Origin of the sequence: Achromobacter pulmonis (assembly GCF_002885955.2) — a bacterium.
Lineage (GTDB): Bacteria > Pseudomonadota > Gammaproteobacteria > Burkholderiales > Burkholderiaceae_B > Achromobacter > Achromobacter pulmonis_A.
On record NZ_POQS01000018.1, the window covers coordinates 1 to 18,907 of the forward strand.

22 protein-coding genes are annotated in these 18,907 nt (G+C 67.5%); 19 read left to right on the forward strand and 3 right to left on the reverse strand.

From position 1 onward, the window contains the following. The 8 genes from C1I89_RS32780 to C1I89_RS32815 all read left to right on the forward strand — a co-directional run. On the forward strand, nucleotides 1-955 hold a 955-nt coding region (locus tag C1I89_RS32780; protein WP_146196976.1), incomplete at its 5' end, for a helicase-related protein. Nucleotides 956-1,143: 188 nt separating this feature from the next. Next, the gene (locus C1I89_RS32785; protein WP_102776316.1) at nucleotides 1,144-1,731 is read left to right on the forward strand and encodes a hypothetical protein; all 588 of its coding nucleotides are present in this window, start codon (nucleotides 1,144-1,146) and stop codon (nucleotides 1,729-1,731) included. Then, complete coding sequence (locus C1I89_RS32790) at nucleotides 1,728-2,369, forward strand: hypothetical protein (protein WP_102776317.1); 642 nt, start codon at nucleotides 1,728-1,730, stop codon at nucleotides 2,367-2,369. The genes C1I89_RS32785 and C1I89_RS32790 overlap by 4 nt, the downstream gene beginning before the upstream one ends. Nucleotides 2,370-2,377: 8 nt before the next feature. After that, a complete protein-coding gene (locus tag C1I89_RS32795) occupies nucleotides 2,378-3,118 on the forward strand; it encodes a TIGR03759 family integrating conjugative element protein (protein ID WP_102776318.1) in 741 nt (246 codons plus the stop codon). Then, nucleotides 3,100-3,681: a transglycosylase SLT domain-containing protein gene (locus C1I89_RS32800; RefSeq protein ID WP_102776319.1), complete on the forward strand. Its 582-nt coding sequence runs from the start codon at nucleotides 3,100-3,102 to the stop codon at nucleotides 3,679-3,681. Before C1I89_RS32795 ends, C1I89_RS32800 begins: the two co-directional genes overlap by 19 nt. Continuing rightward, nucleotides 3,678-4,208: an integrating conjugative element protein gene (locus C1I89_RS32805; protein WP_102776320.1), complete on the forward strand. Its 531-nt coding sequence runs from the start codon at nucleotides 3,678-3,680 to the stop codon at nucleotides 4,206-4,208. Before C1I89_RS32800 ends, C1I89_RS32805 begins: the two co-directional genes overlap by 4 nt. A gap of 10 nt (nucleotides 4,209-4,218) precedes the next feature. Continuing rightward, complete coding sequence (gene traD, locus C1I89_RS32810) at nucleotides 4,219-6,390, forward strand: type IV conjugative transfer system coupling protein TraD (protein WP_102776321.1); 2,172 nt, start codon at nucleotides 4,219-4,221, stop codon at nucleotides 6,388-6,390. Continuing rightward, nucleotides 6,387-7,136 carry a TIGR03747 family integrating conjugative element membrane protein gene (locus C1I89_RS32815; protein WP_102776322.1) on the forward strand — a complete coding sequence of 250 codons (750 nt, stop codon included), beginning with the start codon at nucleotides 6,387-6,389 and terminating at the stop codon, nucleotides 7,134-7,136. The genes traD and C1I89_RS32815 overlap by 4 nt, the downstream gene beginning before the upstream one ends. 10 nt (nucleotides 7,137-7,146) lie before the next feature. On the opposite strand, the gene C1I89_RS32820 is transcribed toward C1I89_RS32815, so the two are convergent. The 3 genes from C1I89_RS32820 to C1I89_RS32830 form a co-directional block, all read right to left on the reverse strand. Then, on the reverse strand, nucleotides 7,147-8,493 hold the full coding sequence (locus tag C1I89_RS32820; RefSeq protein ID WP_102776323.1) for a type II toxin-antitoxin system HipA family toxin: 1,347 nt from the start codon (nucleotides 8,491-8,493) through the stop codon (nucleotides 7,147-7,149). Next, nucleotides 8,490-8,753 (reverse strand): helix-turn-helix domain-containing protein, encoded by a 264-nt coding sequence (locus C1I89_RS32825; RefSeq protein WP_102776324.1) that lies wholly within the window; start codon nucleotides 8,751-8,753, stop codon nucleotides 8,490-8,492. The genes C1I89_RS32820 and C1I89_RS32825 overlap by 4 nt, the downstream gene beginning before the upstream one ends. A gap of 108 nt (nucleotides 8,754-8,861) precedes the next feature. Further along, complete coding sequence (locus C1I89_RS32830) at nucleotides 8,862-9,218, reverse strand: hypothetical protein (RefSeq protein WP_181391106.1); 357 nt, start codon at nucleotides 9,216-9,218, stop codon at nucleotides 8,862-8,864. A gap of 196 nt (nucleotides 9,219-9,414) precedes the next feature. Here C1I89_RS32830 and C1I89_RS32835 point away from each other — a divergent pair, with 196 nt between their 5' ends. From C1I89_RS32835 to radC, 11 genes are all read left to right on the forward strand, one after another. Continuing rightward, nucleotides 9,415-9,792: an RAQPRD family integrative conjugative element protein gene (locus C1I89_RS32835; protein ID WP_102776326.1), complete on the forward strand. Its 378-nt coding sequence runs from the start codon at nucleotides 9,415-9,417 to the stop codon at nucleotides 9,790-9,792. After that, nucleotides 9,789-10,022, forward strand: coding sequence for a TIGR03758 family integrating conjugative element protein (locus tag C1I89_RS32840; RefSeq protein WP_102776327.1), 234 nt, complete (start codon nucleotides 9,789-9,791; stop codon nucleotides 10,020-10,022). The genes C1I89_RS32835 and C1I89_RS32840 overlap by 4 nt, the downstream gene beginning before the upstream one ends. Nucleotides 10,023-10,094: 72 nt before the next feature. Next, nucleotides 10,095-10,400, forward strand: a complete 306-nt coding sequence (locus C1I89_RS32845; RefSeq protein ID WP_247747966.1) for a TIGR03745 family integrating conjugative element membrane protein — start codon at nucleotides 10,095-10,097, stop codon at nucleotides 10,398-10,400. Nucleotides 10,401-10,410: 10 nt separating this feature from the next. Further along, entirely contained in the window at nucleotides 10,411-10,806 is a 396-nt protein-coding gene (locus tag C1I89_RS32850; protein ID WP_102776329.1) for a TIGR03750 family conjugal transfer protein, read from the forward strand. Next, nucleotides 10,803-11,480: a PFL_4703 family integrating conjugative element protein gene (locus tag C1I89_RS32855; RefSeq protein ID WP_102776330.1), complete on the forward strand. Its 678-nt coding sequence runs from the start codon at nucleotides 10,803-10,805 to the stop codon at nucleotides 11,478-11,480. The genes C1I89_RS32850 and C1I89_RS32855 overlap by 4 nt, the downstream gene beginning before the upstream one ends. Further along, entirely contained in the window at nucleotides 11,477-12,379 is a 903-nt protein-coding gene (locus C1I89_RS32860; protein WP_102776331.1) for a TIGR03749 family integrating conjugative element protein, read from the forward strand. The genes C1I89_RS32855 and C1I89_RS32860 overlap by 4 nt, the downstream gene beginning before the upstream one ends. Beyond that, a complete protein-coding gene (locus C1I89_RS32865) occupies nucleotides 12,369-13,805 on the forward strand; it encodes a TIGR03752 family integrating conjugative element protein (protein WP_102776332.1) in 1,437 nt (478 codons plus the stop codon). Before C1I89_RS32860 ends, C1I89_RS32865 begins: the two co-directional genes overlap by 11 nt. After that, complete coding sequence (locus C1I89_RS32870) at nucleotides 13,786-14,220, forward strand: TIGR03751 family conjugal transfer lipoprotein (RefSeq protein ID WP_102776333.1); 435 nt, start codon at nucleotides 13,786-13,788, stop codon at nucleotides 14,218-14,220. The genes C1I89_RS32865 and C1I89_RS32870 overlap by 20 nt, the downstream gene beginning before the upstream one ends. Then, nucleotides 14,220-17,069, forward strand: a complete 2,850-nt coding sequence (locus C1I89_RS32875; RefSeq protein ID WP_102776334.1) for a conjugative transfer ATPase — start codon at nucleotides 14,220-14,222, stop codon at nucleotides 17,067-17,069. Before C1I89_RS32870 ends, C1I89_RS32875 begins: the two co-directional genes overlap by 1 nt. Nucleotides 17,070-17,335: 266 nt before the next feature. Beyond that, nucleotides 17,336-18,079: a DsbA family protein gene (locus C1I89_RS32880; protein WP_102776335.1), complete on the forward strand. Its 744-nt coding sequence runs from the start codon at nucleotides 17,336-17,338 to the stop codon at nucleotides 18,077-18,079. A gap of 187 nt (nucleotides 18,080-18,266) precedes the next feature. After that, nucleotides 18,267-18,767: a RadC family protein gene (gene radC, locus C1I89_RS32885; protein ID WP_102776336.1), complete on the forward strand. Its 501-nt coding sequence runs from the start codon at nucleotides 18,267-18,269 to the stop codon at nucleotides 18,765-18,767. The last annotated feature ends 140 nt before the right edge of the window (nucleotides 18,768-18,907 follow it).

Sequence of the window (18,907 nt, forward strand, 5' to 3'; positions counted from 1 at the left end):
CTCCGAGAGCACCGGCACGGCGCACAAGACCGCGAAAGGCACGAAAGTCAGTGTCCGGACGGTCAAGGCACCGGGTTTCGGCCCGAAAGGCGTGCTGCGTTGCATCCTGCCTTTCACGATATTCCTCAAGCTCAAGGACATCGGCGGCAACGTTCTGCCGCCCTATGACGAGGAGTTCCGCGAAGTCGCGATGGATACGGCGCAGGCTGCGGCCTACCGCGATCTGTCGTTCCGGCTGACCCAGGAACTGAAGCAGGCCCTGGCCAAGCGCGACACGACGTTGCTCGGCGTGGTTCTCAACGTGCTGCTGGCCTGGCCGGATTGCTGCTTCCGCTCGGAAACCGTGATCCATCCGCGCACGCGCAACACCTTGGCGTTCGTCCCGGCTCAGTTCTCCGAGTTCGAGGTGACGCCGAAAGAGCGCGAGCTGATCGACATCTGCAAAGAGGAGAAGGCACAGGGCCGCAAGGTCCTGGCCTACACGGTCTATACCGGCACGCGCGACACCACGTCGCGCCTGAAGGTGCTGCTGGAGCAGGAAGGCTTCAAGGTGGCGGTGCTGCGCGCGAGCGTGGATGCCAGCCGCCGCGAGGACTGGATCGCCGAGCAGTTGGACCGCGGCATCGATGTGCTCATCACCAACCCGGAGCTGGTCAAGACGGGGCTGGATTTGCTGGAGTTCCCGACGATCGTGTTCATGCAGTCGGGCTACAACGTGTATTCACTTCAGCAGGCCGCACGCCGCTCCTGGCGCATCGGGCAGAAGCAGCCCGTGCGCGTGATCTATCTCGGCTACGCCAACTCCTCGCAGATGACCTGCCTGGGGCTGATGGCCAAGAAGATCATGGTCTCGCAGTCCACCTCGGGCGACGTGCCCGAATCGGGATTGGACGTTCTGAACCAGGACGGCGATTCCGTCGAGGTCGCGCTGGCCCGCCAGTTGGTCGCGGCCTGATCTCCCACGCCTCTGCGGCGGCACGCCTGCCGCCGCTTCTTTCCTCTCCCACCTTCGACGGCCCTTCGGGGCCGTTTTTTTGTCTTCATGTCGGGCGGGAAACCGGAAGGGCGGCAATTCGCTTTGTTTGCTGCCGTTATGGGCCGACACGGCGATGGTGAGGGCTCGATGCTTCAGGACGCCGCGCCATGTGCCCCTCCCATCCCTGGTTCCACCATCCCGAACGGCGCCTGCTGTCGGGTTTCCTCGGTCTGCTCTGGGCGATCCTGGCCGGCGGCTGCGCAACGACGGCCACGCCGCCGGAACCGCCCGCAGCGCCGGTGGCCGTCGCGCCTGAATCCGCGCCGGAGTTCGTCCCGGTGGTGCGCTATGGCCGCTATACGCTGGTCGAACTGGCGCCATCCGCCGCCCAGCAGGACCTGATGCTGCAGGTGGTCGATGTGGCCGTCGCCGACACGCTGCACGCCAGCGTCGGCGATGCGCTGCGCTACGTCCTGCTGCGCTCCGGCTACCAGCTTTGCGGCGGCCCCGAGAGCGATGCCTTGCAGGGGCTGCCGCTGCCGGTCGCCCACTACCGGCTTGGGCCACTGCTGCTGCGCGACGCCTTGCTGACGCTGACCGGCCCCGCCTGGGATCTGCACGTCGATGACAGTGCGCGCCAGGTCTGCTTCACCCGCGCTGCCGCGGCAACGCCACCGTCCGCGCCCTCGGTGCCCGACGGCCCGCCTACCGATGACGCCGTCCAGACCTTCCCGCTCGTGGAGGCGCAGCCATGACCTCGCTTCCCGGTTCTGCTCCCCGCCGCGCCACGCTGCTGCGCGTAGCCGTCATCACCTGGGGCGTTCTCATCAGCGCCGCCGCCCTGGTCAACGTCGTGGCGCTGGCCAAGCTCAGTGAACAAGCCCAGGCCAGCGCCCCCGGCAGCCAGGTCGCCGCCCTCGAAGGCCGCCTGACCGAACTCGGCCAGCGCATCGGACAGGCCCAGCAGCAACCGGCGGCATTGCCACAGGCTCGCTACGACACCGATCGCCGGGCACTGGAGCAGCGGCTGGCGGTGATTGAGCAGACGTTGGGCGAGCGTTTGCCCGCCGACAGCCTGCTTCCCTTGCAGGCCCGCATCGAGCAGTTGGAGGCCAAGCTCACCGCGCGCCCGTCGCCCGCGGCATCGACCCGCCCGCGTACCCCGGCCAAGCCCAAGCCCATCGAGCCGCCGTTCCAGGTGATCGGCGCCGAGCTGCGGGCCGGCGAACGCTTCGTGTCGATCCTGCCGAGCGGCGCGGCCGCGCTCGCGCAGGCGCGTCTGCTGCGCCCCGGCGAAGACGAGGCCGGCTGGCGGCTGGAAGCCATCGACGGGGCGATTGCCGTGTTCCGCCACGGCGAGCAAACCCGCCGCTTGCCGGTGCCGGTTCGGTAGGAGGCCCTGTGAAGCATCGTGTCCTTCCCATTGCGCTTGTCGCCTGCCTCTTGGCGGCGTTCGCCTCGACCGCACCCGCGCAAACCGCCGGCACCTCCGCAGCACGCGCGGCGCCAAGCCAGGAACGACCGGCGATTACCGAGCGCAGCGACGAGCAGCAGGCCCGCGACTGGGGGCTGCGCACCGACGAATGGGCGCGCTACCGGGAACTGATGCAGGGGCCGCTGGGCATCCAGTCACCGAATCTCGACCCGCTGACGGCGCTGGGCATCGAGGCACGTTCCGATGAAGAACGGCGCCGCTATGCCGAGCTGCAAGTCCAGGTCGAAGCCCGCCGCGTCGAGAAGACCTTGGCTTACCAGCGTGCCTACGATGAAGCCTGGCGGCGGCTCGCGCCTGGCGCCCAGCGCGTCAACCTGCCCGGTGCCGGCCCGGCAAGCACGCCAGCGATGGCGCAGGGCGCAGACCGCACTGCCGTTTTCGTCAAGGACGCCTGCGCGGCCTGCGATGCAGCGGTGCAACGGCTCCAGGCTGCCGGCACCGAGTTCGACATCTACATGGTCGGCAGCCGCGCCGACGATGCCCGCATCCGCGACTGGGCGAGGCGCGTCCGCATCGACCCAGCCAAGGTGCGCAGCCGGCGCATCACCCTCAATCACGACGCGGGCCGCTGGCTGTCTCTCGGCCTGCCGGGCGATCTGCCGGCGGTGGTGCGCCAGGTGGGCGGGCAATGGCAGCGGCAACCGTAGGCTGGAGCCGCGCGGCGCTCCTGGTGCTCGGTGCGATATGCGCCGGCGCCGGCCACGCGCAGGAAGTCCCGCCGCCGGCCTACCAGCTCGCCGCGCAACGTGCCGGCATCCCGTCCTCGGTGCTGTACGCGGTCGCCCTGCAGGAGAGCGGCGCCGCACTCAACGGCCGCCTCGTGCCATGGCCCTGGAGCCTGAACGTGGCCGGCGCGTCCCGCCGTTACGCCAGCCGCGCCGAGGCCTGCGCCGGCCTGCGCCAGGCGCTGCGCACCGTGCCTCCCACACGCATCGACGCCGGCCTCGGACAAATCAACCTCGGCCATCAGCGGCATCGCTACCGCCAGCCGTGCGATCTGCTCGATCCGTACCACAACCTCGCCATCGCCGCCGAGATCCTGCACGAGCAGCACAGCCCCGGCGAGGACTGGCTGCTGGCCATCGGCCGCTATCACCGTCCTGCCGGCGGCGCACCGGCCGCACGCTACCGCCGCAGCGTCGGCCAGCACCTGGCGCGCGTGCTCGGTGCCTCCCGGCTGGACGCCACCACCCGGAGGGACTTGCCATGAGGTGTATCCACTTGACCGCCATGCTGCTGGCATCGGCGCTGCCCGCCTTCGCCCAGGCCCAGTCGCAACCGCTGATCGTGGTCGAGGACCGCGGCGGCGCTTCGGCGTTGCCATACTACGAGGCGCTGGACCTGCAACCGCGCGCCGACCAGACGCCACCGCGCATCGAAATCCCGCTCCCGCCGGCGGGACGCGCCAGCGAAGCGGACATGCTGCCGGTGCGCTCGGCCCAGTTGTCGCCGGGCGAGGTGCCGCGCCGGGTTATCCAGGCGCCGGGGCTGACGCCATTCTTCCTGATCGGTGACGACCCACGTTCGCGGGCCTGGCTGCGCCAGCGGGCATCGGCCCTGCGCGAACTGGGCGCCTTGGGGTTGGTCGTCAACGTCGAATCCGCCGATGCGCTGGCCGCGCTGCGCGGGCTGGCGGACGGGCTGACGCTGGCGCCCGTCTCCGGCGACGACCTGGCCGGCCGCCTGGGGCTGCGTCACTACCCCGTGCTGATCACCGCCACGGGCATCGAACAGTGAAGCGCCGGCGATGGCCCAGCCCCATGCGATCGAAGTGCTTTTGCGCCCAGCGGTGGAGCTATACACCGTCGCCGTATGCGCGGGCGCCGCGCTACTGTCCCTGGTGGCACCGTGGTCGCTCGCGCTGAACCCGCTGACCGGGCTGGGTAGCGCGCTGGCCTTCGCCGCCTTCGGCGCGATCCGGCTGCGCGAAGCGCGGGTGATCCTGCGCTATCGGCGCAACATCCGCCGCCTGCCGCGCTATGTGATGACCAGCCGCGACGTGCCGGTCAGTCAGCAGCGGCTTTTCATCGGACGTGGCTTCCTCTGGGAGCAGCGGCACACCCATCGGCTGACGCAGACCTACCGGCCCGAGTTCCGACGCTACGTCGAGCCCACGGCCGCGTTCCGGCTGGCCCGGCGGCTGGAGGAGCGGCTGGAGTTCGCGCCACCGCCGCTCTCCCAGCTCGCGAAGGTGCTGGCCTGGGACAACCCGCTCAATCCCGCGCGTCCACTGCCTCCGGTCGGCGGCATGCCGCGGCTGCACGGCATCGAGCCGGACGAGATCGACGTCAGCCTGCCACTGGGCGAGCGCGTCGGCCACACCCTGGTACTGGGCACGACGCGCGTGGGCAAGACCCGGCTGGCCGAACTGTTCATCACCCAGGACATCCGCCGCAAGAACGCCGCCGGCGAGCACGAGGTGGTCATCGTCTTCGATCCCAAAGGCGATGCCGATCTTCTGAAGCGGATGTACGTCGAAGCCAAGCGGGCCGGCCGCGACCATGAGTTCTACGTCTTCCATCTGGGATGGCCGGACATCAGCGCCCGCTACAACGCGGTAGGGCGGTTCGGGCGCATCTCCGAGGTCGCCACGCGCATCGCAGGCCAGCTTTCCGGCGAAGGCAACAGCGCGGCATTTCGCGAGTTCGCGTGGCGGTTCGTCAACATCATCGCCCGTGCCCTGGTGGAACTGGGACAGCGCCCCGACTACCTGCTGATCCAGCGACACGTGGTCAACATCGACGCACTGTTCATCGAGTACGCGCAGAGCTACTTCGCTCGGAACGAGCCGAAGGCCTGGGAGATCATCGTCCAACTCGAAGGGCGCTTGAACGACAAGAACATCCCCCGCCACATGGTCGGGCGCGAGAAGCGCGTGGTGGCGCTGGAGCAGTATCTCTCGCAAGTGCGGGTGTACGACCCGGTGCTTGACGGGCTGCGCAGCGCGGTGCGCTACGACCGGACGTACTTCGACAAGATCGTCGCCAGCCTCTTGCCGCTGCTGGAAAAACTGACCACCGGCAAGATCGCACAGCTGCTGGCGCCGAACTACTCGGACTTGTCCGACCCTCGACCGATCTTCGACTGGATGCAGATCATCCGCAAACGGGCCGTGGTCTATGTCGGCCTGGATGCGCTGTCCGATGCCGAAGTCGCCGCCGCCGTCGGCAACTCCATGTTCAGCGATCTGGTCTCGGTCGCCGGCCACATCTACAAGTTCGGCATCGACGACGGCCTGCCCGGCGCCAAGGCCGGCATGAAAATCCCGATCAACGTCCATGCGGACGAGTTCAACGAACTCATGGGTGATGAATTCGTGCCGCTGGTCAACAAGGGTGGCGGCGCCGGATTGCAGGTCACCGCCTACACGCAGACGCTCAGCGACATCGAAGCGCGGATTGGCAACCGCGCCAAGGCTGGTCAGATCATTGGCAATTTCAACAACTTGCTCATGTTGCGCGTGCGCGAAACCGCCACGGCCGAACTGCTGACCAAGCAACTGCCGAAGGTGGAGGTCTACACGACCACGCTGGTGAGCGGTGCCACCGACAGCTCCGACATCCACGGCGCGACCGACTTCACCAGCAATGCCCAGGACCGCATCAGCACGTCCAGCGTGCCGCTGATTGAGCCGGCTCACGTGGTCGGCCTGCCCAAGGGGCAGACGTTCGCGCTCTTGCAAGGCGGGCAGCTCTGGAAAATCCGCATGCCGCTGCCCGCGCCGGACAGCGACGAGGTGATGCCCGAGGACTTGCAGCAGCTCGCCGGCTACATGCGCCAGCACTACGCCGAAGCCGGCGACTGGTGGGAAAATCAGGGCCTGCCCGGCTTGCAGGACCAGCCGCTGCCGGACGATCTGCTCGACGGCTTCCGCCATCTGGCCGGCGATGAAGCGCCCGAGACCGAGGCGCGGCCATGAGGGACCCGGCTACCACCGCCCAGCGCCAGCAGGTCAAGCAGCAGGGGCTGATCGCCGGCATCGTTACCTTTCCGTTCCGCCTGCTCGGAGTGCTGTGCGGCTCACTGCTGCTGTCGATCGTGATCGAGTGCGTCGGCATGCACTTCTTCTGGCCGGACCAAGGCTGGCGTCACGCCCAGGGCATGCTCGACTACGAGCTCGGGCAGCTTTCCAGCCACTTCACCCGCAGCGCCATCGTGCAGGAGCCGGGGCGAACCGCACACTGGCTGGTGGAGCGTAGCTACGAGTGGATCTTCGTGAAGACCGGGCTGATCGACTGGATGCGCGAGGCCTCGGCCCAGGCCAGCGCGCCCAGTCGCGGCGGGGCGCGGGATTTCCGGTACTGGATCAGCCAGGTCTATGTATGGACCGAGAGCTACCTCATCGCCGCGGCGTACACGACGCTTACCTTCATCGTCCGCGTGCTGGTCCTAGTGCTGACGCTGCCCCTGTTCCTGCTCGCGGCCTTCGTCGGTTTCATCGATGGCCTGGTGCGCCGCGACATCCGCAAGTTCGGTGCCGGCCGCGAATCCGGCTTCATTTACCATCGCGCGAAGGCCACGCTGATGCCGCTGGCCGTGTTGCCGTGGGTGATCTACTTGACCTTGCCCATTAGCGTGCATCCGCTGCTGATCCTGTTGCCGAGCGCGTTGCTGCTGGGACTGGCGGTGAACATTGCCGCAGGCAGCTTCAAGAAGTACTTGTGACCGAAGGGCGTTACCGTTTGCCGCGCGGCGCCAGCAATTCCGATTGTCCGATCTTTGTTCGCGTCGACTCGGGCGGCTGTGGATCGGAGAAGCCGGCCGCTGCGATGGCTGCATCCAGAGACCGGAACTGCACGGCAGACTTCGGGCTGCGCAAGGAGGCCATGCCTTCGTTCCAGGCATGCACCATCTGCTTGGCCACCTCACGCCAACGCGGCTCATTCTTCGCCGCTTCGATCAGCTCCCGTCCCACCACGACCGCCGATTCGCACAGTTGCTCGACCATCTGCGCGTACTGTCGCGGCGGGATGCCGAGCCGGGTGTTGAAGAACTGTTCCAACGTCTTGCCGATCGCCCAGCTCTGGCGCCCACCGATCGGCAAGCCTGGTGGGTTGCGGGCGAAGCGAGGATAGGCCTGCGTCGTCACGATGTCATAGGCCGGCGTATAGCCCACATCGCCCAGGCTGGTGTAGTACAGCGCGATGTTCTTGGAGTGACAGTCCGCATTGCGCACGACGTAGTTGGTCAGAATCAGCCAGCCCAGCCGCGCCAACTGCTCTCGCACCCGAGCTGGCGGCAAGTAGGCGCGGGTGGCATTGAGCACTTTTTCGGTCGTGGTGGCGTACTTTTCGTGCGGCGGCAGGCCGAGTAGGCTGCACGCATCCTCCAGGCCGTGCGTCGTCAGCCCGCGTACATCCACGTCGAAGCGTTCGACCACCAGCACGCGACCGTCCTCGGACATCCGCGCCTGCGCGACCGGCACCACGTCCAAACGCGCCAGCACGCGCAGGCTGTAAAACTCGTTGAAGCCCAGGTAAGGCGTGCTGTCGTCCGAACCCTTGATGATGTGGCGAGCCGTGCGCAGCGTGGGCTTGCCCAAGGGGCCAGTCGCATCGGCGGATTCCGCATCCGGCGCGATGAACTTGGGCACCATGCCGGAGATGGCGGCACGCGCATAGCGGCGCACCAGTGTGGAGAACTGTTCGGCGCTGTTGTCCGCTTTCAGCAGGCCTTCGATCTGCAACGCCTCCAGATCAGCGCCCGGCTTGCCGCCTTCCGGCGTGACGGTGACGCGCCCGATGCCCATGCCGCCGACGACGGCGAGCAAGGACAGGTCCGTACCATCGAGCAACGGGCCGAACTCCTCGCGGATGATGCCCAGCAGGTAGCCTTCTGGCAGGTTCTGGCGGAAGAACGGATGCAGGTCGCGCGGCCAGCGCCACGGCTCGTCGCGCACCGGCATCGTTAGGCTGACGAAATCGGCCGGGTCGCTGCCGGGCAGGTATTTCAGGACGTACTCGTCCCGCTCCCGGTAAAGCTGTGCCGTCGTCTTGCCACCGACCTGGACATCGAGCTTCATGGCGCATCACCTTGGCGTTGCTCGGCCAGGATGTCCTCGACCGTGCGCACGTGCCCCGGCTTCACCAGCTTGAGGTCGTAGCCGGCCGCTTCGAGCAGGCGCACCAAGGCCGACACGCTCATGTCGCCCTTGGCCAAGGTCTCCATGCGTGCCACCGTGGTACGCGAGACCCCCGCCCGCTGGGCGAGTTCGTCCTGGCTCAGGCCAGCGTCGCGGCGAGCCAACTTCAGCATGTCGGAGACATCGGAGAGGGTCGTCATTGTATCCCCCGAGCGTCAAAAATTGGCCAATAAGGCCAAATTGTAGCCCAAGGGACACATAAATCAATCCCTGCCGAAACAAGCTCCGATGCAGAACCTTATGCGGTCCTATGCGTCAGCGAGACGCTTCCACACTGTCGCCCACGCCGCTGCCGCCTTGATCTTCGCCTGTGCCATCTCGGCACGGATCAGCGCCACCATCTCCTCGTGCCCGGCTTCGGCTTCCTCCCAGATGAAGTATCGCTGCATGTGACAGTCCTCTCCGTTAACGAAGGCCATGGTCTCGAACAGGGCAGGGTCTCGATCCGGGAACGGGTTGTGGTCAAGGCCCAGAAACACGGTGGAAATCCGCACGTCGTCGATCCAAGTCTCGGCCACACGCCGATTGGCCAAGGCAAACCACTCACCCCATTCAGCGGCATCGTTGCACGGTACGGCACGGCGATCGACGAGCTTGTAGAACACGGGCTTGGGCACCAATCCGGGCAAGTTAGCCGCAGTTTACGTCCGCCAACCTGAAACGGGAAACGCGGACCTGATGCCCGCCTGCACAGGCAATACCCGTTATCAAATCGGGTTGCCGCCCGTGCGCATTGTTTGCGGCACCAGACCCACCGCGCCGAGAGCATAGCCCCATCAAACGTCTTCTCGTGGATGGGTCATGTCGATCTCCCTTCCTCCTTCCGTCGATTGGCGCTACGTGCTGGGCGTGGTCGCGGTGCTGTGCCTGGTGCTGGGATTCCCGATCCAGGCCCATGCCGATGACGCCACGCCCGAGCAGGATCGCCTCGCGGCGGCGCTGCGCCAGCTCGATGCCATCGACCGACTGGTCGCCCCGGAGATCGCGAATCCACGCGACGCCCGTAGCCGCTACCACTTCGACTATGCGCGCCTGTCAGCCGACCTGGAGCGCGTGCGCGCCGGCATCCGCGACTACCTGAGCCCCTCGCGTGCGCAACCGCGCGATCCGGCCGTGCTGCTCGGCGACTACCGCCAGTCCTCCGCTTCCTCCGTCATCGCCACGGAGCCCGCCCCATGAACGCCGCCCAGATCAGCGCCTTCCAGGCCAACGGCGGCTTCACCGCTTCCGCCGTCTCGGTCGTGCTGATCGGCGCCGTCTTCGCCGTGCTCCTGGTCTGGGGCGTGTGGGCGATGCGGACCGCCTATGTCGGCTGGTCCGAGCAGCGGATTTCCCAACGTCAGTTCCTCGGCGTCGTGGTGAGGTTCCTCGCCCTGTACCTGGTGCTGACCTTTTTCCTGCTCTCCTGAAAGGCCATCCCCATGAACTCGGTTTCCCGCTTCTTCCATTTCCCCCGCATCGCACGCCTCGGCGCATTGCCCATGCTCGCGCTCCTGTCGCCGCTTGCCCAGGCGCAGGGCCTGCCCACGCTCGAAGACCCGTCGCGCGGCCAGGGCAACGGCATCATGGATACGCTGCGCAACTACGGCTACGACATCATCATGCTGGTCGCGTTGCTGGTCGTGGCCTCGATGTTCGTGGGCGTGTGCTACCACGCTTATTCGCGCTATGCCGAAATCCACACCGGCCGCGCGACCTGGGGCCAGTTCGGGCTGACGGTCGCCATCGGCGCGATCCTGCTGGTCGTCGGCATCTGGCTGCTGACCGAAGCCACCGGCGTTCTCTGAGGACGCCAGCATGGCTGACCAGGACATCCGCCCGGACGGGACGGTGGCGTTCCTGCCGCATCGGCTCAACCGCCATCCCGTCGTCGTGCGCGGGCTGACCGCCGACGAACTGTGGGTCTGCGCGGGGCTGTCGGCGGCGGCCGGTTTGCTCGCGGGGACGCCGCTGGCGTTCGCCGTGGGCTCGTTCGCAGTCGCGCCTACGGCCATCGTGCTGGCGATCGCCGTCGGCGTCTTCGCTGGCGGCGGCGCACTGCGCCGGCTCAAGCGCGGCCGGCCGGATACCTGGCTGTATCGCCAACTCCAGTGGTGGATGGCCGTCCATCAGCCTGCGCTGGCGCACTTCGTCGGCGGACAGGCCCTGGTGACCCGCTCGGGCTTCTGGACCACCCGCAGGAGCCGACCGTGAGCCGGGTCAAGAACGAAGTCCTGCGGCTGGAAGCGCACATCAAGAGCCTGCGCGTGGGCGGCGGCGTGCTGTTCGCGCTGGCGCTGGTCATGGGTATCGGCTGGTGGAGCGCGCCGCGCGACCTGACGGTTCACGTGCCACCGGATCTGCGCTCGGGCAGCACGCGCAAGTGGTGGGAAGTGCCGCCCGAATCGGTCTATGCCTTCACCTTCTACGTCTGGCAGCAATTGCAACGCTGGCCGACCAATGGCGATGACGACTATCCCCGCAACCTGCATGCGCTCTCCGGCTACCTGACCCCGGCCTGCCGGGCCTTCCTGCAACAGGACTACGAGTACCGCCGCAATGCCGGCGAACTGCGTCAGCGCGTGCGAGGGATCTACGAGATTCCCGGCCGCGGCTATGGCGACAACCCGGCCCAGCGCGTGCGCGTGGTCTCCGATCGGGACTGGATCGTCACCCTCGACGTTACCGCCGACGAGTACTACGCCTCCGAGCAGGTCAAGCGCGCCTTCGTGCGCTATCCGCTGAAGGTCACCCGCATGGACGTCGATCCGCAGCGCAATCCCTTCGGTCTGGCCATCGACTGCTACGAAGGCGCGCCGCAGCGCATCGCCGAGCCCACGCCAGCACCGGCCAAGGCGTCCGCCATTCCCCAGGGAGAAACCCCATGAAGTTTCCCGTGCTGCCTGTCTTCATGGCCTGGGCGCTGCTGCTGGCCCTGCCAGCCCACGCCGTCGAAATCCTGCGCTGGGAACGCCTGCCGTTGGCAGTGCCGCTGATCGTCGGCCAGGAGCGCGTGGTGTTCATCGACCGCAATGTCCGCATCGGCGTGCCGGATGCGGTGCGCGCCCGCCTGCGCGTGCAGAGCGCGGCCGGCGCGGTCTATTTGCGGGCCAGCGAACCGATCGAACCGACGCGCCTGCAACTCCAGGACGCCGATACCGGCACGGTGATCCTGCTGGACATCGCCGCCGAACCGGCGGCCAAGGATCAGGCACCGCTGGAGCCGGTTCGGATCGTCGAAGCCGAAGCGCCGGCCACGCGCTACGGCACGGCCAAGAATGAGGACGAGACGGGCGAAGGCGATCCCGCCGCCCCCCGCCCCGCGCGCGAAACGCCCGTGCCGGTGGTCCTGACCCGCTATGCGGCGCAGAACCTCTATGCGCCTCTGCGCACGGTCGAACCCGTACCGGGCATCGCCCGGATCAACCTGCGCCGCGACCTGGCGCTGGACAGCCTGCTGCCGACGCTGCCGGTACAGGCCCAGGCGCTGGCCGCCTGGCGGCTGGACGACGCTTGGGTCAGCGCCGTGCGCCTGCGCAACACCGCGCCGCGCTGGCTCGACCTCGACCCGCGGGCGGTTCAGGGCGATTTCCTGACCGCCACCTTCCAGCACCCGACGCTCGGCCCGGCGGGCACGCCGGAAGACACCACCGTCGTCTATCTGGTCACGCGCGGGCATGGTCTGGCGCAGTCGCTGTTGCCGGCGATCGCCCCGGTGGATGCCGCACTCAACCTGCCAGCGCCTGCTGCGGCGGATGCCCACGAGGGAGGCCGCGATGAAGAGTAATGGCCTGTTGAAGTGGCTGATGATCCCGATGGCGCTGCTACTGATGTTCGTCGGCATCAAGCTGTTCTCCGGCGGCAGCCAGCCCCCGGCGCAGAATGCCGGCCCGCAACTCACCGCCGAGGAAGCCAAGGCGCTGGGCATCGAGGGCGACACCCCGCGCGATACCGTCGCCACCTTGGTCGCCCAGGTCCGGCAGCTACGCACCGAACTGCAAACCGCGCTGACCGACAACAAGACCCAGCGCGAGGAGAACGAGCGCCTGCGCCAGCGCGAAGGAGCCATCGACCGGCGTATCGATTCGGCCCTGGCCGGCGAGCGGAGCAAGTTGCAGCAGGATCGCGAGCAGGTGGCCCAGGAGCGCCAGCAGACCCAGGGGCTACTGCAGGAGTTGCAACAGCGCCTCGACGGCATCGGTGGCCGCCGCAACGGCAATGACGCCGACCTGCCGGTCGGCCTGGGCCTGGAACCCGGTGACAGCAGCGGCTTCGGCGGCGACGGCATGCAATGGATCGAGCCGGAGGATGCCCGCGATGAGAGCAGGCGCAAGGGCTCCGGCAGCCCTGGCAGCTTCAGCTTCCCGACGAGCTTCGGCCCGGCGCAGAAGACGCTGGAAAACGCTGCCGACTCGGCGGTCGAGACCGGCCGGCGCGCGGTCGGCGCCGAGGAAACCAACCCCGTCTACACCGTGCCCACGAATGCCACGCTGATGGGTTCGATCGCGATGACCGCGCTGATCGGTCGCGTGCCGGTCGATGGCACCGTGAACGACCCGTATCCGTTCAAAATCCTCATCGGCCAGGACAACCTGACGGCCAACGGTATCGAGATTCCCGACGTCGCCGGCGCGGTGGTCAGCGGCACCGCTTCGGGCGACTGGACGCTCTCCTGCGTGCGCGGGCAGATCCGCTCGGTCACGTTCGTGTTCAACGACGGCACCATCCGCACGATTCCCGAAGACCGCGAGGGCGGCGGCAACCGCCAGCAGAGCAACGAGGGCAACACGACCCAGAACGGCCTGGGCTGGATCAGCGACCCGTATGGCATCCCTTGCGTCAGTGGCGAGCGCCACAGTAACGCGCAGCAGTACCTGGGCACCCAGGCGCTGATCACCGCCGCTGGCGCGGGAGCCGCGTCACTGATCGACTCGGACAGCGGCCAGATTTCCTATGCGAACAGCGACGGCTCGATCGGCACGGTCGGCATCGGCGGCAACGAAGCGATGGGCCGCATTCTGGCCGGTGGCGTGCAGGACATGTCGCAGTGGGTGAACCGCCTCTACGGCCAAGCCTTCGCCGCCGTGTACGTCAAGCCCGGTGCCAAGGTCGCCGTGCATCTGGAAGAACCGCTCACGATCGACTACGCGCCCAAGGGCCGTCGCGTCGATCACCGCATCGGAGGTGACGCGCATGCGCAGGAACTGGATTGAGGGCCTGGCGCTGCTGGGCCTGGTGCTCGCACTGGGCGGCTGCGCCACCAGCAAGGAACAACTGCTGCCGCACGGCGACAGCACGATGCTCGACATCTGGAACGTCCAGACCGGCGGCGGCGCGGGGGGCGGCCAGGCCGCGCGCCAGTTGCTCGACGCGCGCCAGGCGTTGCGCCGCCCGCTGACCGAGGCCGAGGTGCACGCCGCGCCCGGCGTGCAGGCACGCTACACGCGCACCGCGCAGAACGAAATCTACCGCCAGTTCCACCGGCTGCCGAATCCCGATCTGGTGATGTACGTGTTCCCGCACCTGGCTGGCAGCGACCCGGTGCCCGTGCCTGGCTATACCACCGTGTTTCCGCTGTACCAGCGCGTGCAGTACGCGCTGCCCGGCGAGCGGATCGAGGACTACTGATGGCCTGGTCGCTGCGCAAGCCGCGCCCGGCGCCGCCTGCGGCGGGTCCCGACGCGCCCGATGCGTGGGAACGCCATGTCGCCCGGTTGCGCGAGCACGGCATCCCCGAACCGGGCCGACAGGAAGGTCGGTCGCGTCGGCCCGCCAGCGTCGCCGACGAGCAGAAGCTGTACGACGTCGCGCCTTCCTTCGCGGACATGCTGCCCTGGGCCGAGTTCCTGCCTGAGTCGCAGTGCATGCTGCTCGAAGACGGGCAATCCGTCGCTGCCTTCTTCGAGTTGCAGCCGGTCGGCACCGAAGGTCGCGAGCCGGCCTGGCTCGCCCAGGTGCGCGACACGCTGGAGAACGCCCTCCAGGATTCCTTCGACGAACTGGACGACAACCCTTGGGTGCTGCAGTTGTACGCCCAGGACGAAACCAATTGGGATCGCTACCTCGACGACCTGCGCGGCTACGTCCATCCGCGCGCGAAGGACAGCCCCTTCACCGAGTTCTACCTGCGCTCGATCGCGCACCACCTGAAAGCCGTCGCCAAGCCTGGTGGCTTGTTCGAGGACAACACCGTCACCCGGTTGCCCTGGCGCGGGCAGACCCGGCGCACGCGTCTGGTGGTGTACCGGCGCGTCGGCCAGGCGCCCGCCCGGCGCGGGCAATCCCCCGAGCAGGCCTTGAGCACCGTCTGCGACCGCCTGATCGGCGGCCTCGCCAATGCCGGCGTGCGAGCGCGGCGTCTCGGCGCGGCCGACATCCATGCCTGGCTGTTGCCCTGGTTCAACCCGCACCCGACGCTGCTCGGCCCGAGCGCTGAAGACCGCGAACGCTTCTATGCGCTGACGCGCTACCCGGAGGAAAGCGAACCGGGCGAGATCGAACTGGCCAGTGGCACCGACTTCGCCCAGCGCCTGTTCTTCGGCCAGCCCAGGTCGGACGTGGCCGAGGGCCTGTGGTACTTCGATGACCGGCCGCACCGGGCGATCTCGGTCGACCGCCTGCGCACACCGCCCGCCACCGGCCACATCACCGGCGAGACGCGCAAAGGCGGCGATGCCACCAACGCGCTGATGGACCAGATGCCGGAAGACACGGTGATGTGCCTCACGCTCGTCGTGACCCCGCAGGACGTGCTCGAAGCGCACCTGAACCACCTGGCCCGCAAGGCGGTCGGCGACACCCTGGCCTCCGAGCAGACCCGTCACGACGTGCAGCAGGCCCGCGGCCTGATCGGCAGTTCGCACAAGCTCTACCGCGGCGCGCTGACCTTCTACCTGCGTGGGCACAACCGCGAGGAATTGGACGCCCGCAGCCTGCAACTGGGCAACGTCCTGCTCAATGCCGGCTTGCAGCCGGTGCGCGAGGAGGACGAAGTCGCGCCGCTGAACACCTACCTGCGCTGGTTGCCGTGCGTGTACGACCCCGCGAAGGACAAGCGCCAGTGGTACACGCAACTGATGTTCGTCCAGCACCTGGTGAACCTGGCCGCCCTTTGGGGCCGCAGCCAGGGCACCGGACATCCCGGCATCACCGTGTTCAACCGCGGTGGCGGCCTGGTGACGTTCGACCCGTTGAACCGCCTCGACCGGCAAATGAACGCCCATCTGTTCCTGTTCGGGCCGACCGGCTCGGGCAAGAGCGCCACGCTCAACAACCTCTTGAACCAGATCGCGGCGATCTACCGGCCGCGCATCTTCATCGTGGAGGCCGGCAACTCGTTCGGCTTGCTGGGCGACCATGCCGCGCGACTGGGGATGTCCGTGCATCGCGTGAAGCTGGCACCCGGGTCGGGCGTCAGCCTCGCCCCATTCGCCGATGCCTGGCGCCTGGTCGATGCGCCGAGCCAGGTTCAGACGCTGGATGCCGATGCCCTGGATGAGAACGAGGCCGAGGGCCACGACGACGAACAGCGCGATGTGCTGGGCGAATTGGAGATCACGGCCCGGCTGATGATCACCGGCGGCGAGGAGCGCGAAGAAGCCCGCATGACGCGAGCCGATCGCAGCCTGATCCGCCAGTGCATCCTCGACGCTGCTCACCGCTGCGTTCCCGAGCAGCGCACGGTCCTGACCCGCGACGTGCGCGATGCGCTGCGCGAGCGCGGCCGCGATCCGACGCTGCCCGAGATTCGCCGTACCCGGCTGCTGGAGATGGCCGATGCCCTCGACATGTTCTGCCAAGGCAGCGACGGCGACATGTTCGACCGCCCCGGCACGCCCTGGCCGGAGGCGGACATCACGGTCGTGGATCTGGCGACGTATGCGCGGGAGGGCTACAACGCCCAGCTCTCGATTTCGTACATCTCGCTGCTCAACACGGTCAACAACATCGCCGAGCGCGATCAGTTCCTGGGCCGGCCCATCGTCTTCGTGACGGACGAAGGGCACATCATCACCAAGAATCCGTTGCTCTCGCCCTATGTCGTCAAGGGCACGAAGATGTGGCGCAAGCTCGGGGCCTGGTTCTGGCTGGCGACGCAGAACATCGACGACCTGCCCAAGGCGGCCGAGCCGATGTTGAACATGATCGAATGGTGGATCTGCCTGTCGATGCCGCCGGACGAAGTGGAGAAGATCGCCCGGTTTCGCGAACTCAACGCCGCGCAGAAGGCGCTGATGCTCTCGGCCAGGAAGGAGTCGGGAAAGTTCTCGGAAGGGGTGATCCTCTCGCGCAGCATGGAACTGCTGTTTCGCGCAGTACCGCCCAGCCTTTACCTTGCGCTGGCTCAGACCGAACCGGAAGAGAAAGCCGAACGGTTCCAACTGATGCAGCACTTCGGCATTGGCGAACTCGATGCCGCATACAAGATCGCCGAGAAGATCGACCATGCACGCGGCATCACGCCGCTCCAGCTTTAACCCTCCGGCGCTACAAGCATCGGCCGCGTGGAGCGGAGCTCCTGCCAGCGACATACCCTCGTGCTGTGCCGGCACCGCTATGCGGCAACGATCCGGAACTCGGTCGCCTTGGCAACCAGACGGTGTGATCCGTCGTTGACGCGCCGCCCGCACAACAAAGAGGAGGCGACCATGCCGGATTCCTGGAAGGGGCGCATGAGCAATCATGCTGAACTAGGCTCGGATCGAAGCAGGGCCCGCTGTCGGCGGGCACGTCAGGACCCACCATGCGACTTGCACCGCGCGCTCGTCCCCTACGCCGCTACTTGCTCTGGCTAGGCCTTGCTTTCGGGGCCTTGGCACTGCTGCTCGGTGGTTGGCTCATATCACGCACCGACACGCCGCGAACGGCCGATTCGCCGCTCGCTCGCCTCGCCGTACCGGCCGGACCGCCCTGGGACTACGGCGCGGCCAACCCCCGTTTTACGCTGGTGCTCTACGCCGACCTGGAATGCCCTTACTGCAAGGCCTACGTCCCCCAGGTGATGGCCTGGGTCGACCGCCATCCCGAGACGCGCTTGCGATGGCATCACTTGCCGCTGCCCACCCATGAGCCGACGGCCACGCGCCTTGCCAGCCTGGCCGAGTGCGTTGGCAAGAGCGGCGGGCAGGGCGCCTTCTGGCAGGCCGTGGCCTGGATCTACCAGCATACCCGCAGCGATGGATTGGGCCTGCCAGACGGCACGCGCTATCCGGGCCTGACGCCCGCGCTGCAGGCCTGCCTGGACGACGAGCACGCCACCGCTGTGGATCAGGCGCAGGCGCGCGATGGCGCACGCGCAGGCATTGCGGCCACGCCGACGGTGCGTGTGCGCGATGAAAGCACCGGCCAGTCGCTGCTGCTGCCTGGCCCGGTCGAAGACGATGCACTGCTGTCCGCGCTGGATCTGCTCGCGGCTGGAGCACAGCCGAGCGCAGCCGCTCAACCGCCCGAACTGTCCGCCATCCCCGATGGCGACATGCCCAGGTAGCCGAGGTCTTCAAGGCTACGGCGCGGCGCTGCCGCGCAGACCCGCCCGTTCGCATCGCATCCCTTGACGCGAACAGCCATCGCAATCGCGATGGTGGATGCCGTTTATCCCGTTGTTTTCATCCACCGTCCCGGAGGGCATGCCCCTCCCATGGGCGTGCTTCCGGCTTCTTCCTTGGAGGTCACCCATGCGCTCGTCTTCCATCACCCGAGACCACGTCGGGACCCGTCTCACCACCGCCGACCACGCCGGCGAGGCCCGCGTCGTTCGGCAGGCCATCTCACTACTGGAGAAGCGGCTTTACCCCAGCGGCCCGTCGCTGAGCACGCCGGAGGCCGCGCACGACTATCTACAACTGCAGCTCATGAAGGAGCCAAGCGAAGTGTTCGCGGTGGTCTTTCTGACAACCCAGCACCAGGTCATCGCCTGCGAAATCCTGTTCAGAGGAACGATCGATGGCGTGGACGTCCACCCTCGGGTCGTCGCACAGCGTGCACTCGTGCACAACGCCGCCGCTATCCTCGTCGCCCATCAACACCCATCGGGCAAAACCGTGCCCTCCGCCGCAGACCGAGCGGTCACCCGCCGGCTGCGCACAGCGCTGGACCTGATTGACGTTCGGCTGCTGGACCATCTGGTGATCGGCAAAGGCGCTCCCTACTCGTTCGCTTACCACGGCCTGATCTAGTCCCATCGCCGCCGGTTGCCCGCAACCGACAGCGCCTCTGGCTTCAATCCACCCCGCACGGGCACACCAGCCGCATGGCCGGTGTGCCCGCGCATGGCTTGCCAAGATCGGCGATTTCACCGAACGGTGGCACCGCTCAC